Here is a 13431-nt window from a genome sequence, read left to right as displayed (position 1 = left end):
CCGCCGCCGAAAGCGTACTTCGAGAGTGCCTGGCCGTCGGAGCGGACGAGGTCGAACGGGTATGGGGGGAAGGTATCGAGGGAGCGGACCCGCACGGAGTGGCGTCGATCCTTGCAGCGGCGGTCCGAAGGCTCCCCTTCGACCTGATCCTTGCCGGTTGGCGCCGGGCGGACGTCGAGCATGCGCAGACGCTGCCGATTCTTGCGGAACTCCTGGGACTGCCGCAGGTCACGTGCGCCCGCGACGTAGGGACAGGCCCGGAAGGGAATTCCATCCGGGTGGAACGACGGATTCCCGGAAGGCTGCTCACGGTTACCTGTTCCCTGCCCGCTCTGGTCGTAATCGATAAAGGTCCCCCCCTGCGGTATCCGCTCTACCCGGATCGCCGCGCCGCCCGCAAAGCTCCGATACGAAGCGTCGATCTCGGGATGATCGGACTGGAGGAAGCGCCTCGACCGCTGATTCGATTGGAGAGGGTGACCCCTCCCAAACCCGGACGGCGGAGCTCGCTGGGAGCCGTCACCGGGATACCCGTCGTCGCACGGCTCCAGAGGATTCTTTCCGGCGGCGCGCAGGCGAAGAAAGAAGGCAATCTCCACCAATGCCCTGACCGGCAGTCCACGCTGCAGGTCGTAAAACGGCTGCTGGATGAAAAACTGGTATTCCTTCCGTGAAGGGAAACGGGGCGGAATAGCGTCATGGAGAGGATCGCGTCCCGGGAAATTTTCTGGAATGTCGAAAGCCGTGAACTCCTCTACTTGTTGTCTTGTGCGGCCGCGGCTGTCTTCCTCTTCGGAATGTATCGGAAATATTCCGTGTGGCGGCAGGGGCAGCCCGCCGGCCGAAACGACCGCTTATGGTACAGGACGATGTCCACAATGGCTTTCGTTTTCGCCCAGGGGCGGATCCTGCGCCGCCGGCGGGCCGGCTTGACGCACCTGTTGGTATTTTGGGGCATGGCGGTCCTGTTCGCCGGAACCATCATCGTCGCCCTCCAGGCACATTGGGAAGTGAAGCTGCTGCAAGGGCGGTTATATCCATGGTTCAAACTTGCCATGGACCTGGCCGGGACGGGGATGCTGGTCGGCCTCCTCGCTGCCATCGATCGTCGATACCGCAGGCGGGAACAAGGGCTCGACAGCCGGGCGGAGGACGGCATCGTCCTCGCGCTGCCGGCCGGGATCGCGGTCACCGGTTTCATAGTCGAGAGTCTACGGATTGCGGCGACGCAAGACCCGTGGGGAGGCTGGGCTCCGGTCGGAAACGCGATAGCTCATTTGCTCCGCGGCGCGGCTTCCGGGAAACTGAATCGCGCACATGAAATCGCATGGCTGGCGCACTCCTCGCTCGCCCTTGGGTTTATAGGCTATATCCCTTTTTCCAGGTTGATTCACGTCGTCGCCGCGCCGCTGACCACTTTTTTCAGGCCACTGGGGCAAAAAGGTGTTTTGACCCCTCTGGATCTCGAGAACGAAGGGATCCGGCGTTTCGGCGTGGGCGCCATCGACGACTTTACCTGGAAGGATCTGCTCGATACCGACGCCTGCGTCCTGTGCGGCCGTTGCCAGGATAACTGCCCCGCCCACGTGACGGGGAAACCATTGTCTCCCGGGAAACTCATCCGGAACTTGAAGGCTCAGGCGACGGAGAAGGGACGAATGATTTCCGGCGATGGCTTTGTCGGAGATTTGATCGAAGAAGACGCCCTCTGGGCCTGCACAACCTGCGGATCATGCGCGGAGCAATGCCCTGTGTTCGTGGAGCACGTTCCGAAATTCGTGGGACTGCGGCGCCGCCGCGTTTTGATGGAAAGCAAATTCCCGACGGAGTTGATTCCCGTATTCAGGAATATGGAGTCCAGCGGAAATCCGTGGGGGATCGGCCGAACGAAAAGGGCGGACTGGTGCAGCGGGCTGGACGTCAAGGTCGTATCGAAGGACGGGCCGCCGGAATATCTCTTCTGGACCGGATGCGCAGGTTCCTTCGACGATCGAAACCGGCGGGTCGCCGTTGCGATGAGCGGCATCATGAGCCGCGCCGGGGTGGATTTCGCCATTCTCGGCCCGGAGGAGAATTGCTGCGGGGAATCCGCCCGCAGACTGGGGAACGAATACCTTTTCCAATCGTTGGCCCGGGAGAACATCGATACGTTATACGGATATGGGATCAAGAAGGTGATCACCCATTGCCCCCACTGTTTCCATGCGTTGAAGAACGAATACCCTCAACTCGGCGGTCGCTTCGAGGTGATCCATCACACGGAATGGCTCGCCCGATGCATCGAGACCGGGCGGATCGAGGTGAAGAAGGAGGCGAGAGGACCTGTCACATACCAGGATCCCTGTTACCTTGGACGGTATAACGACGGTTATCGGGCGCCAAGGGAGATTCTGAAGGCGCTTGGATTCCGGTTGACCGAAATGCCCGCATCCTCAAGGGAGAGTTTTTGCTGCGGGGCGGGGGGAGGCCGGATGTGGCTGGAAGAACGAATCGGGGAGAGGATCAATGTCAGGAGATCCGGGGATGCGCTGGGTACCGCCGCGGAATCGATTGCAACCGCCTGCCCCTTCTGTCTCACCATGATGGAGGACGGCGTCAAGCTTAAGGACCCAAGTGAGCGGATAAGGACCGTCGACGTAGCGGAACTGGTGGTCGAAGCGGTTCGATGACACGCCCATCCATTTGATCCCGTTACATGTTTTGGTGAAGTCTTCTCCATAAGGTGGTTCGGCTGATCCCCAACTTCCTGGCGGTTTCCGCATAGTTGCCGCCGCACTCCGCCAGGACCCTCTCTATGTGCATCGCCTCGTTCGCCTTGCTGATGGTTTTCAACTGCGCCGACTCGCCTCCCTCGAGTTCCGGCGGCTTGCCGATGGAGAATATTTCCGGAATAATGCTCTGCAAATGGGGGATGTCGACCGTGTCCGGAAGCCCACGGTCGACGTGATAGTGAGCCAGGCGTTCTATCACATTTTCAAGTTCCCGGATGTTCCCCGGCCAGGAATAATTCCGGAAATAAGGCAATAAAAACTCCAGCAATTTTTCTTCCACGAGGTTCGACCCGAGGCGGCGGAAGGAATTGTTCAACAAGTGGGCGGCGATCGGCGGCAAATCCTGAATCCTTTCCCTCAGTGGAGGCAGATTGATGCAGAGGATATTCAGCCGATAAAAAAGATCCTCCCTGAAATTCCCGTCGGAGACCCTTTGCTTCAGGTTACGGTTGGTTGCCGCGATCACCCTGATGTCCACCTGCATCGGTTCGTTGCTGCCCACGCGGAGGATCTCCTTCTCCTGGAGGACGCGCAGCAGGCGTGTTTGAAGGGGGAAGGGCATGTCTCCGATCTCATCGAGAAAAATGGTCCCGGTGTGGGCCGCCTCGAAAAGGCCGGCTTTTCCTCCCCTCTTCGAGCCGCTGAACGCTCCTTCCTCATGTCCGAAAAGCTCGCTCTCCAGAAGCGTTTCCGGAAACGCCGCGCAGTTTATCGCCACGAACGGATTGTTTTTCCGCGGGCTCGCGTTATGGATCCCCTGCGCAAAAAGTTCTTTTCCGGTACCGGTTTCTCCTGTGATAAGAATCGTGGATTTGGTTTTCGCATATTGATTCGCCAGCACTTTTGCTCGCTGGATCGGGGCAGACGTTCCCAGGATCTGGGTCAGTTCATATTTTGCCGTGGTATTTCGCATCTTGCTTTGAGAGCGTATGCTGCGATCCGCCTGTTGAATGATCGTCGCATCCTGGCAAGTCAGCACAGCGCCGGTCTGGACGCCCAATTCGAAGATCGGGATACGACTTGCCACGATGGTTCTATATCCGACTTTCTGTATTTGATTCAATTTGCCCATTCCCGTGCGAAGGGTCTCCTGGAGGCCCAGGTCTACAATGCTGCTCAGGGACGTTCCGTTGGCGGACTTATGGGGGATATCCAATAATTTTTCCATCGCCGGATTGATGGATTGGACCTTTTCCTCCATGTCCACCGCGACAACACCTTCATTGAGATTTCGAAGAATCGTGTTCAGCCGTTCCCTTCGGTTTTCTTCTATTTTCGTTATCCGTGCGATCTCGATCGCATCTTCAAGCGCCCGGCAGATCGAATTCTCGGAATACAGCAGGATTCCGGTCAAACCATGCTGTTCCGCAAGCTCCGTGATGATGCTTGACCCGACGATGACTTTATATCCATCCGCGACGAGATCGCGGAAGCAATCCTTCGCGTCTTCGATCGTAGTATAAGAACGTTGCTCCAAGGAAATGTTCAGCGCCTGCTTGACGATTTCAAGTTCCGGATTCGTTACCTTATAGGTGACGATCGCGACGCGATCGGATACTTTTCTCGCTTTGACGAGCGCTTTCAGAATGTCGAACCCGGTGACTTTAATCAAAACCACGGGAACGGAAACGTTGTTCCGCAGGTACTCTCCGTTCGAGCCGCCGCTTAAGAAAACATCCACTTCTCCCGCTTTTTCCAGGTCGCGCGCGGCCTTCAGAGCGCCATCGAACGTCTGGTTGATGATCCGGATGTCCGCAAGGTTCGTGTAATTCGGGAGATAGGCGCTGATGATCCGGCTTGCTCGGACATGGCTGATCGCGCATATACGGGGTTTGGCGGAGGACATCGGGTTCATGGGCGATATGCTCCTTTTTCTTCGATATTTCGACATGGATGGGGGGAGAGCCGCTGTATTTCAATCAGGAATGAATAGAAATTGCAGTACAATAGGCACACGTCGCGGCGGAATAGACTAAACATCGTTTGCAAAACTTAACACGAGCGTTTCATGCATGCAACGGACAAATTGCACAAGTGAACACCATAATCATTCAATTCTGTCCAAGGGACCCGGTAAGGGCTCCATACGGGAGAAAATTCCTTTGCAATTGGATAGTTGAAAGATCGGTGGCAGGATGAGAGAACGCCAGGCGGCCATGCGCCGATGGCCCGCATATTGCTGCTATACCCGGTCCGGGTTGATAGAGCCCGCCAGGAAGCTTGCGAACGGAAACAAACATCGGTCCTTTGGCCGTAAAAATTCTCCCCCCGAAAGGAAAGCAAACTCATGAAAACAAAGCCGGCGATGGATTCAGGGTCCGGTCCGGGGAAAACATTCGGTAATCTCCTGTCGCCCATAAAAATCGGACCCGTGGAACTGAAGAACCGGATCGCCGTGGCGCCCATGCAGACGTACATGAGCGGCCCGAACGGCGAAATAACGGAGCAGTGCCTCGCCTATATCGGAGCCCGCGCCAAAGGGGGGCCCGGCCTTGTAATCAGCGGCGTTTTCCTCGGGACCAAATTGGCTTCGCAGTTTCCGGTGGGCCGCACCATGTCCCTGTTCCATCCAGGCCATCAACTCGGCCCTACTCTCTATGCGGAACGAGTCCACTATTTCGGCGCTGCGGCGTGCGCCCAGATGAGCCCCGGTTCCGGGCGGCAATCGACGCCCTACGAGCGCGATGCGGAAGTGCCGGCGCCGACGGCCGGTTTACCTTACGAAATGACGAAGGAAAAAATGTTCGATGCCATGGCGGGCGCCTTGTCGGTGGACATGCGGGGACGGGAGTTCCTCGTCGGCCCCATGACGCGGGAGATGAGCATATCCGAAATACGCAGCGAACAGAGGGAATTCGCCAACAGCTGCCAACTGGCCGTTTTATGCGGTTTCGACATGATCGAGATCCATGCGGGGCACGGGTTCCTCTGCCATGAATTTCTTTCGCCGTTCAGCAACAAGAGAACCGATCTGTACGGCGGCGAGTGGCGCAACAGGAAGCGTTTCCTCAACGAACTGGTCGAGATAGTGCGCTATGCGATCCAGGGCGTACCGTTGGTTGTCCGTATCAGCGCCGAGGAGCACATGGAAGGGGGGTTGAGCCGCGACGAAATGATCGACGTGGCCAGGGACCTCGAAGCGAGGGGAGTGGATTGCATCCATTTGTCCGATGGAGGCGGGCTCGAAGAGTGCGGTCATCAGATCCCGGACGCCGACCGTGCCGCGCATATTCCGGAGCACGGGAGGGATTTCAAGAAGGCGCTGAAGGTACCGATCATCGTGGCGTCGCAGCATGACCCCGTGAAAGCCGACAAGGACATCGGGGAAGGCGCTTTCGATATTTCCGCGCTTGGACGGCAGATGTTGTGCGACCCGGAGTATCCCAACAAGCTCGCGGCCGGAAAGCCCGAGGAAATCGTCCGTTGCGCAAGGTGCAATATCTGCATATTGCGCGGGCTGGCCGGGATGTATCTCGCCTGTCCGTTGAACCCGAACCTGGGGAGGGAGTACCTCATCGAGGAATACAAAATGGGGCCGTGGAAAACCGGGGAGCGGCTGATCCCGAAGGTCCTGGAGCACGCCAGGATGCCTTCGCTGTACAACACGCAATGGTGGCGCAGCGAGATCGAATTCGTGGAGAAATGCTGGAGGCCGTTCCGGGGGCCGGGGCCCCGATAGAGCCGCCGGGCGATCGTTAACTATGCGGGGCGCTTCGAAGCATTCCGGAGCTGCAACGACACGTGGCAAGCCCAAGCACCCCCCCGCTCCCCCATCCCGTACTTAATCCGCATTGTGTTCCACCGATGAAACGTCATTTTTTCATTCGTGGAATAGCGGCTCATCTCTCATCGGCCAAGTCACTTGATACCGCACCCGCTCAAGGCAATATACCCATATAATCCGAATAGTTAAATCCAAACCCAAATTGCGGATCAATGATATGGGCGCTTTGGCCCATATATTGCTCATTTGTTGCACTGCGATCTGGAAATATACAACTCGAGAGAGGGATAAATGAAACCTTTGGAAAAATTATTAATTTTGGACTTGACGCACATGTTGTCCGGACCTTATGCGACGATGCTGCTTGCCGACATGGGTGCCCGAACCATAAAAATCGAGCCCCCGGGCAAGGGTGAAATCACACGGACGGCTTTAAGTGAAAATTCAGACTACTCAAGGTGCGGACTCGGGCCTTACTTCCTTACGCTGAACCGTAACAAGCGCAGCATCGCCATCGATTTGAAGTCTCAGGACGGCCTGGATATTTTTTACGGGCTTGTAAAAGGCGCCGACATCGTTTTCGACAATTTCAGCGCGGGTGTTACCAGGCGGTTGAAAATCGATCACGATACCCTTGCTTCGATCAATCCGAAAATCATCACATGCACGGTTACCGGTTTCGGAGAAACCGGCCCCGAAATCGACCGTCCCGCCTTCGACCAGGTCGTCCAGGGCATGGGAGGAGGGATGTCCATTACGGGCCCGCCGGGAGGACCGCCGCTTCGCGCCGGCATTCCCATCGGCGATCTGGCGGGAGGAATGTTCGGAGCGCTGGGTGTCCTTGCCGCCGTTTGCGCAAGGAGCGAAACAGGGCGTGGGCAACATGTAGATGTTTCCATGCTGGATTGCCAGATTTCATTGCTGAATTACATGGCGACAATGTACCTGCTTTCCGGAAAGGATCCCGAGCCGCTCGGAAACGGCCATTTCGTACACATTCCCTACAATACGTTCCGAACGAAAACAGATTGGATAATCATTGCGGTGATAGGGGACGCCTTCTGGAAAAACCTGCTGGAGGTCATAAAATCCCCGGTTCTTCGTAACGAGAAATATCTGACCCAGCCGGGCCGTTTCGAAGATCGGGAGATCATCAACGCGGTCGTAGAGGAAACCTTGATGACGAACGATGCTGAATATTGGCTTGAGAAACTCAGGGAGAAGAGAATACCGTGCGCGCCGGTCAATAAATTCTCCCAGGCATTGAGCGATCCGCAGATCCTGGCGAGAAACATGGTGATAACGGTGAAGGATTCCGACGGGATCGAGGCGAAGATGCCCGGGAATCCGATAAAGTTGTCGGAAAATCATTCGGAGGAGTTCACCTTTCCCCCCCAACTAGGTCAGCATACCGACGAGATATTGATGGAAATGCTTGGCTGGTCCAGGGACCGGCTGTCGGAATTGCGCAACAGGAAGGTGATCGGTTAGTTATTCCGAAGCGAGGAGATTCCACATTGGACTACGTAACGATAAACGAGGTGGGGTTGCGGGACGGATTGCAGAATCAGCCGGTGATCGTGACGACCGAAGGAAAAATCGCACTGGTCCGGGCGCTGATCGCAGCAGGCGTTAAACACATCGAGGCGACCAGCTTCGTCTCCCCGAAGGCTGTCCCCCAGATGGCGGATGCCGCCGATCTTTATAAGAAGCTGCCGGAGAACGACGGTATCGCATATTCAGCCCTCGTTCCTAACCTGAAAGGGTATGAGCGCGCCGTTGAAGCCGGGGTCAAATCGGTCGCATTCGTTATCGCTGCGTCCGATACAATGAACAAAAAAAACATCAATATGTCCCTCGAACAGACGAAGTCGGCATGTCGCGACGTGATCCGGCACGCGAAGAAAGACGGTGTCATCAGCCGCACGTATATATCCGGCATGTTCATATGCCCGTTCGAAGGTCCGATTCCGGATGAACATATCGTCGATCTGGCTGAAGAATTGCTGCGCGAAGGAACGGACGAAGTCATCATCGCGGATCCGCTCGGGCTGGCAAACCCTACCCGGGTCTACCATCTCTTTTGCGCGTTTTTCCGGAAGATCGACCTCGGAAGGATCTCCGCCCATTTTCATGACACCCGGGCGATGGCGTTGGCGAACGTGTGGGCGGCCCTTCAGGTCGGGGTCCGAAAGTTCGATAGCAGTATCGGCGGGTTGGGCGGATGTCCGTTCGCTCCGGGTGCTTCGGGAAACCTGGCCACCGAGGATCTGGTCCTGATGTTGTCCCAGTGCGGCTACGATACCGGGATCGACGTGGAAAAATTGCGCGCTTCCATTAAGGTTGCCGAAGACCTCCTGGGGCGTTCCCTGGGTGGGCGAACGATGGCATGGTTCGATTCGCGCAGCAGTTTGTTACCAATATCCTATTGAAAATCATAGAGACAATATTTGCGCGACGCGGAAAGATTGCTCATTAGTCAAGGAGGAATAATAATGGTAACGAATAAGGAATGGGTGCGGAGCACGGTTGAGAAGAGGATCGATCAGATCTACGGTATGCGGAATCCGTCTCCACAGGACGTCGACGACATGGTGGAGAAGGCCTTCAGCACGAGTCCGGTGGTGAATCTGCTGGGGCACAAGGAACTCGATTCCCTCTTCGGGTGCTTTCAGGGGAAGGAGCAACTTAAAGCCCATTACAGGAGCTTCTACTCCAGGATCGAGGTGGTGGCCCTCAACAGGCAGTTCATCGTCGTCGACGGCTTCGGCGCCAGCGCGCACTTCCTGGCGGAATTCCGGTTCCGGGAGTCCGGCTCCGTATACGATTTCGAGATCATCGCCCTTACCGAGCTCGACGGAGAAGGACGAGTGCGAGACATCAAGCTGCATTACGATACGTCGACCTTCCTGAAGGCGGTCCGCACTCCGAACTCGAGATTCAGGGACGTCAGGGGGATCATGCCCCACCCGTCATTCGACCCGACCGTCGATCTGAAGGCGAGCGACGTCGCGGCGAATCTTTACAATACGTTCCTCGGGATATACCGCGGGGAGGCCGGGTGGGACAAACTGTGGGCGCTGTTCGACGAAGACGTTGAAGTCGTCTTCAAATCCAACGTCGATGTCATTCCGTATGCCGGCCAGTATTCCGGAATGCCGGGTCTTAAGAAATGGTTCGACAATCTTCTTTCGATCTGGTCCCTTGCCACCTTCAATTTCACGAAAACCTATTCCGAAGGGAACCGGGCGGATTTCGCGATGGACGAGCAGCACTACTACACCAACCCGGATGGATCGAGAAGATATCTCAGCGTTTACCTCGTCCAAAGCTGGGGGATCTCCCCCAACGGTAAGATCCACCTTTTCCAGAGCCATCACGATTCCGGGTGGATGGACAACACGTTCCACGCGAGCCAGGTCTACAAGGATTATTACGGATATCCGCCTGACTATCCGCCGAAGAAGAAGGGCTGAAGGGGCCGGGAGGAGCGTGGCGGTGAGCATTTTCTCCGGCAAGACGGCCATCGTGACGGGCGGCGCATCCGGAATCGGCCGCGAGCTATGTCTCGAGCTGGCGAAATCGGGCGCGAAGGTTTACGTGGCCGATATCAACGAGAAGGGCTCGGTGGAAACCGTTTCATCGATCGCACGCGCCGGAGGAAAGGCGGCCTCGATCGTAACGGACATGAGGGATCCGGACGCAGTCGCCCGGCTCGTTTCGAAGGTCACAGCGGAGGGAGTCCTCGATTACATGTTCAACAACGCCGGTGTGATCATGTTCGGCGAGTTCCGGGACATGAGTTTCGAGGATTGGCGCCATTTCATCGACAGCGACATCATGGGGGTCGTTTACGGAACCGCCGTCGCCTACAAGGCGATGAGGGAGCAAGGTCACGGCCACATCGTGAACGTCTCCTCGGTGTTCGGGCTGTTCCCATTCGCTCTGGCCACCGGGTATGCCGCGATGAAACAGGCTGTTGTCGGGTTGTCCCTGTCGCTCAGGCCGGAAGCCGCCGGGTTCGGAGTGAACGTAAGCGTGGCCTGTCCGGGATCGGTGAAGACGGAGGTAAGAAAAAGCTACAGGATCTTCAACGGAGATCGGGAGGCATTCAACGCTCTTATATGGAAAGAGATGAGCCCTAACCAGGCTGCTTTGAAAATTCTCGTTGGAGTGAGGAAGAACAAGGGGCTCATCGCGTTTCCGTTCTACGACTTGTTCCCTTGGTGGCTCTACAGGATTCATCCGTCGTTGAATTACCGGTGGCAGGGGAAATTGGTGAATCTCTTCAGAAGCAAGGTCAGATGCAACCCGTAAGTTCATCTGCCGGTGGGCCCCTCCGCTGGCGATGGCGCCGCTGCCCTGGTGCCTCGGGAGGGAGGACGTATCCCATTTCGTCCTCCCTCGTCGAAAACGATGGTGGCGGCGACCGATGGTTTTCCCCCGGGACACGGAATAACTACCGGAAAATGGCATTGGAGGTCGGGAAGCCGCTGTGACACGGCACGGCATGGCGATAGATTTGAGGATTTGCATCTCGTGCAACTCATGCACGCTGGCCTGCAAGGCGGAACACGGCACCCAGCCGGGGGTATTCTGGTGCAAGGTGCTGGAGCATGAATCCGGAGATTATCCGGAAGTAACCCGCCTGTTCGTCCCCGTCCTGTGCAACCACTGCGCGGATGCCCATTGCGTGAAAGTTTGCCCCAGCGGGGCGAGCGCCGCACGGGACGACGGGATCGTCCTTGTCGATTATGCGAAGTGCATCGGCTGCAAGGCCTGCATCGCCGCGTGTCCGTACGATGCCAGAACCTTCGTCGAAGAGCGAAAGTTTTATTTCCCCGACACACCGATCCCCCACGGGGTTGAAGAACTGAAGGAAGCGTCGGGGGTCGTCCAGAAGTGCAACCTTTGCGTTCAGAGGATCGACAAGGGGGAGCCGCCTGCCTGCGTAGAGGTCTGCCCCACGAGCTGCCGCGTTTTCGGGAACCTCGACAACGAGGGGGACGAACTCGTCCAGTTGATGAAAAAAGAGGGGTGCGTTCCCCTTCTGGAGAGCAAGGGAACGCGGCCGTCCGTGTACTACATCTTGTTGAAAAAGCAGGAAGTGGGATGCGGCCCTGGCTGAGTACGGAATGTCGGATCGAGGTGGAGCATGATTGACATGATGGAATGGAAAGACCGCTTCAAGACGCCGGTGCGGCTGAAATTACATATCATGCACACGGGCGAGGTGCATGCGAAAGGCAATATCCATTTCAATCCCAAAAGCCCGAAATTCAAGAGCCTGCCGAAGGAACACCGCTTCAACCCGGTGTTCTCCTTCCTGGTGGTGCATCCTTCCCATGGTCCTCTACTGTTGGACACCGGGCTGCATCATTCCTTCAACGAAAGCCGGTTCGGCAATTTCGGGCCGCTTCTCGGGACGATGGTGCGCGCCAGGACGAAACCGGGAAAGGACGTACGAAGCCAACTGGACGCCATGGGGATTCGCAGTCGCGATATACGCTATGTGCTGCTCTCCCATCTTCATCTCGACCATCCGGGCGGTTTGTCTTATTTCGCCGGATCTCCGAACGCGGAAGTGTTTGTGGACAAGGAAGAGTTGAAAGCCGCCAGGGCCCCTTTCAGCACGCTGAAGGGATATGTAAAAAGCCACCTGGCGGGAATCGATTTTCTGCCGATTCCATACGACGGAAGCGCACCGCCGTTCGAAGGGGCATGCGACTTCTTCGGGGACGGCTCCGTGCTGGTCGTTCGGACTTCCGGGCATACGAAGGGCCATTCCTCGGTCATCCTGAACGCGATGGACGGACCGATAATTCTTACCTTCGACGCCGTCCACCGGCGGGCGAACCTCGATGAGGGAGTGCCTCCCGTCGGCGAATACCTCAAAGCCCTTTCGACGATGAGGAATATCGAATCGTTCCTGAAGGAATTTCCGCATGCCAGGGTGGTGTTCGGACACGATCCGGACCAGCTGATGGAACTGAAGCTGGTCCCTGAATATTACACGTAACCCGACGGAGAAGAGCATTGGTGGAGAGAATCGATGAACTGCTGGTCGGCGTCAAGCCGCAAAGGGAGTGGGGTCTCCTCGTGGTCATCTATCTTTTCCTGGGGGGAGCCGGCGCCGGATTGTATGCCGTGTCCCTGTTCATGGGAAAGCCGCTGGAGGCGGCCCTGGGACTCGTTGTCGTGGCTGTCGGGACCGCATTTCTCCTCCTTGACCTGGGACGGCCGGAACGTTTCTGGCGGGCGTTCATGAGACCCGGCACCTCGTGGATCAGCCGCGGGACTTTCTTTATCGCACTTCTGATGATCGCAGGCACGCTGCAAGTCGCGCCTTCGATACCGGGGCTTGGTTTCCTTCCCTGGAAGGAAGGGACGACGATCGGATGGCTGTTGAAGGCGGCGTCCGCCCTGCTTGCGGTGCTGGTGATGACTTACACGGGATTCGTGCTGTCTCCTTCCCCGGCGGTCCCTTTCTGGTATTCCCCCCTGGTGCCTGCGGTTTTTCTCGGCTATTCCCTGCTGGCAGGGGTGGATCTTTTCCTGCTGATCGAGCGGATCATCGGCCATGTTGGCGGAAACCTGATGTTCCTCGAATGGTTTCAAGGACATCTGACGATCGCGTGCCTTGCCCTGGTCGTCCTGCACATCGCGGTGATGTCCTCAAGGTCGGTCGCGGCTCGTGAAGCCGTTCGAATGCTGACGCGGAGCCGGCACGCCGTTCTCTTCGCCGGTGGTGTCATATTCGTGGGGTTGGTCGCCCCATTGATTCTGACCGGGAGCCTTCTCCTGAACAGGAATGCGGAAGTGGCTGTCCCCAGCCTGGCACTGGCCGGGGCCATGAGATTGTCGGGGGATTACCTGTTCCGGTACCTGATGGTGAAAACCGGTTGTTACGATTCCATCCTGTGAATTTCTGACGAG

Annotated in this window: 11 protein-coding genes; 10 read left to right on the top strand and 1 reads right to left on the bottom strand. The window is 57.1% G+C overall.

Features of this window, described 5'->3' with window-relative positions; genetic code table 11:
* Both HY896_08305 and HY896_08300 read left to right on the top strand, forming a co-directional pair.
* Positions 1-674, top strand: a 674-nt coding sequence (locus HY896_08305) for a hypothetical protein (protein ID MBI5576352.1), incomplete at its 5' end; no start/stop codon positions are given.
* Between the two features lie 24 nt (positions 675-698).
* Entirely contained in the window at positions 699-2669 is a 1971-nt protein-coding gene (locus tag HY896_08300) for a 4Fe-4S dicluster domain-containing protein (GenBank protein MBI5576351.1), read from the top strand.
* A 22-nt stretch (positions 2670-2691) separates the two neighbouring features.
* On the opposite strand, the gene prpR is transcribed toward HY896_08300, so the two are convergent.
* Positions 2692-4626, bottom strand: coding sequence for a propionate catabolism operon regulatory protein PrpR (gene prpR / locus HY896_08295; protein ID MBI5576350.1), 1935 nt, complete (start codon positions 4624-4626; stop codon positions 2692-2694).
* A 432-nt stretch (positions 4627-5058) separates the two neighbouring features.
* Here prpR and HY896_08290 point away from each other — a divergent pair, with 432 nt between their 5' ends.
* The 8 genes from HY896_08290 (at position 5059) to nrfD (ending at position 13419) form a co-directional block, all read left to right on the top strand.
* The gene (locus HY896_08290; GenBank protein ID MBI5576349.1) at positions 5059-6450 is read left to right on the top strand and encodes an NADH:flavin oxidoreductase; all 1392 of its coding nucleotides are present in this window, start codon (positions 5059-5061) and stop codon (positions 6448-6450) included.
* A 336-nt stretch (positions 6451-6786) separates the two neighbouring features.
* Positions 6787-7986 (top strand): CoA transferase, encoded by a 1200-nt coding sequence (locus HY896_08285; protein ID MBI5576348.1) that lies wholly within the window; start codon positions 6787-6789, stop codon positions 7984-7986.
* A 26-nt stretch (positions 7987-8012) separates the two neighbouring features.
* Positions 8013-8927, top strand: coding sequence for a hydroxymethylglutaryl-CoA lyase (locus HY896_08280; GenBank protein MBI5576347.1), 915 nt, complete (start codon positions 8013-8015; stop codon positions 8925-8927).
* A gap of 63 nt (positions 8928-8990) precedes the next feature.
* Entirely contained in the window at positions 8991-9971 is a 981-nt protein-coding gene (locus tag HY896_08275) for a hypothetical protein (protein MBI5576346.1), read from the top strand.
* Positions 9972-9993: 22 nt separating this feature from the next.
* On the top strand, positions 9994-10812 hold the full coding sequence (locus HY896_08270; GenBank protein ID MBI5576345.1) for an SDR family oxidoreductase: 819 nt from the start codon (positions 9994-9996) through the stop codon (positions 10810-10812).
* 193 nt (positions 10813-11005) lie between these two features.
* Positions 11006-11623, top strand: a complete 618-nt coding sequence (locus HY896_08265) for a 4Fe-4S dicluster domain-containing protein (protein MBI5576344.1) — start codon at positions 11006-11008, stop codon at positions 11621-11623.
* 27 nt (positions 11624-11650) lie between these two features.
* Positions 11651-12514 (top strand): N-acyl homoserine lactonase family protein, encoded by an 864-nt coding sequence (locus HY896_08260; GenBank protein MBI5576343.1) that lies wholly within the window; start codon positions 11651-11653, stop codon positions 12512-12514.
* 20 nt (positions 12515-12534) lie between these two features.
* Complete coding sequence (gene nrfD, locus HY896_08255) at positions 12535-13419, top strand: polysulfide reductase NrfD (protein ID MBI5576342.1); 885 nt, start codon at positions 12535-12537, stop codon at positions 13417-13419.
* The last annotated feature ends 12 nt before the right edge of the window (positions 13420-13431 follow it).

The organism is Deltaproteobacteria bacterium, from assembly GCA_016218975.1.
Lineage (GTDB): Bacteria > Desulfobacterota > Deferrimicrobia > Deferrimicrobiales > Deferrimicrobiaceae > JAENIX01.
This window is presented reverse-complemented; position numbering and strand designations above follow the sequence as displayed.

What these genes read in the sequence shown, in the direction of transcription:
- HY896_08300 (MBI5576351.1), top strand. Translation starts at nt 699, where the DNA reads ATGGAGAGGATCGCGTCCCGGGAAATTTTCTGGAATGTCGAAAGCCGT.
- HY896_08260 (MBI5576343.1), top strand. Translation starts at nt 11,651, where the DNA reads ATGATTGACATGATGGAATGGAAAGACCGCTTCAAGACGCCGGTGCGG.
- prpR (MBI5576350.1), bottom strand. Translation starts at nt 4,626, where the DNA reads ATGAACCCGATGTCCTCCGCCAAACCCCGTATATGCGCGATCAGCCAT.
- HY896_08285 (MBI5576348.1), top strand. Translation starts at nt 6,787, where the DNA reads ATGAAACCTTTGGAAAAATTATTAATTTTGGACTTGACGCACATGTTG.
- HY896_08290 (MBI5576349.1), top strand. Translation starts at nt 5,059, where the DNA reads ATGAAAACAAAGCCGGCGATGGATTCAGGGTCCGGTCCGGGGAAAACA.
- HY896_08265 (MBI5576344.1), top strand. Translation starts at nt 11,006, where the DNA reads ATGGCGATAGATTTGAGGATTTGCATCTCGTGCAACTCATGCACGCTG.
- HY896_08275 (MBI5576346.1), top strand. Translation starts at nt 8,991, where the DNA reads ATGGTAACGAATAAGGAATGGGTGCGGAGCACGGTTGAGAAGAGGATC.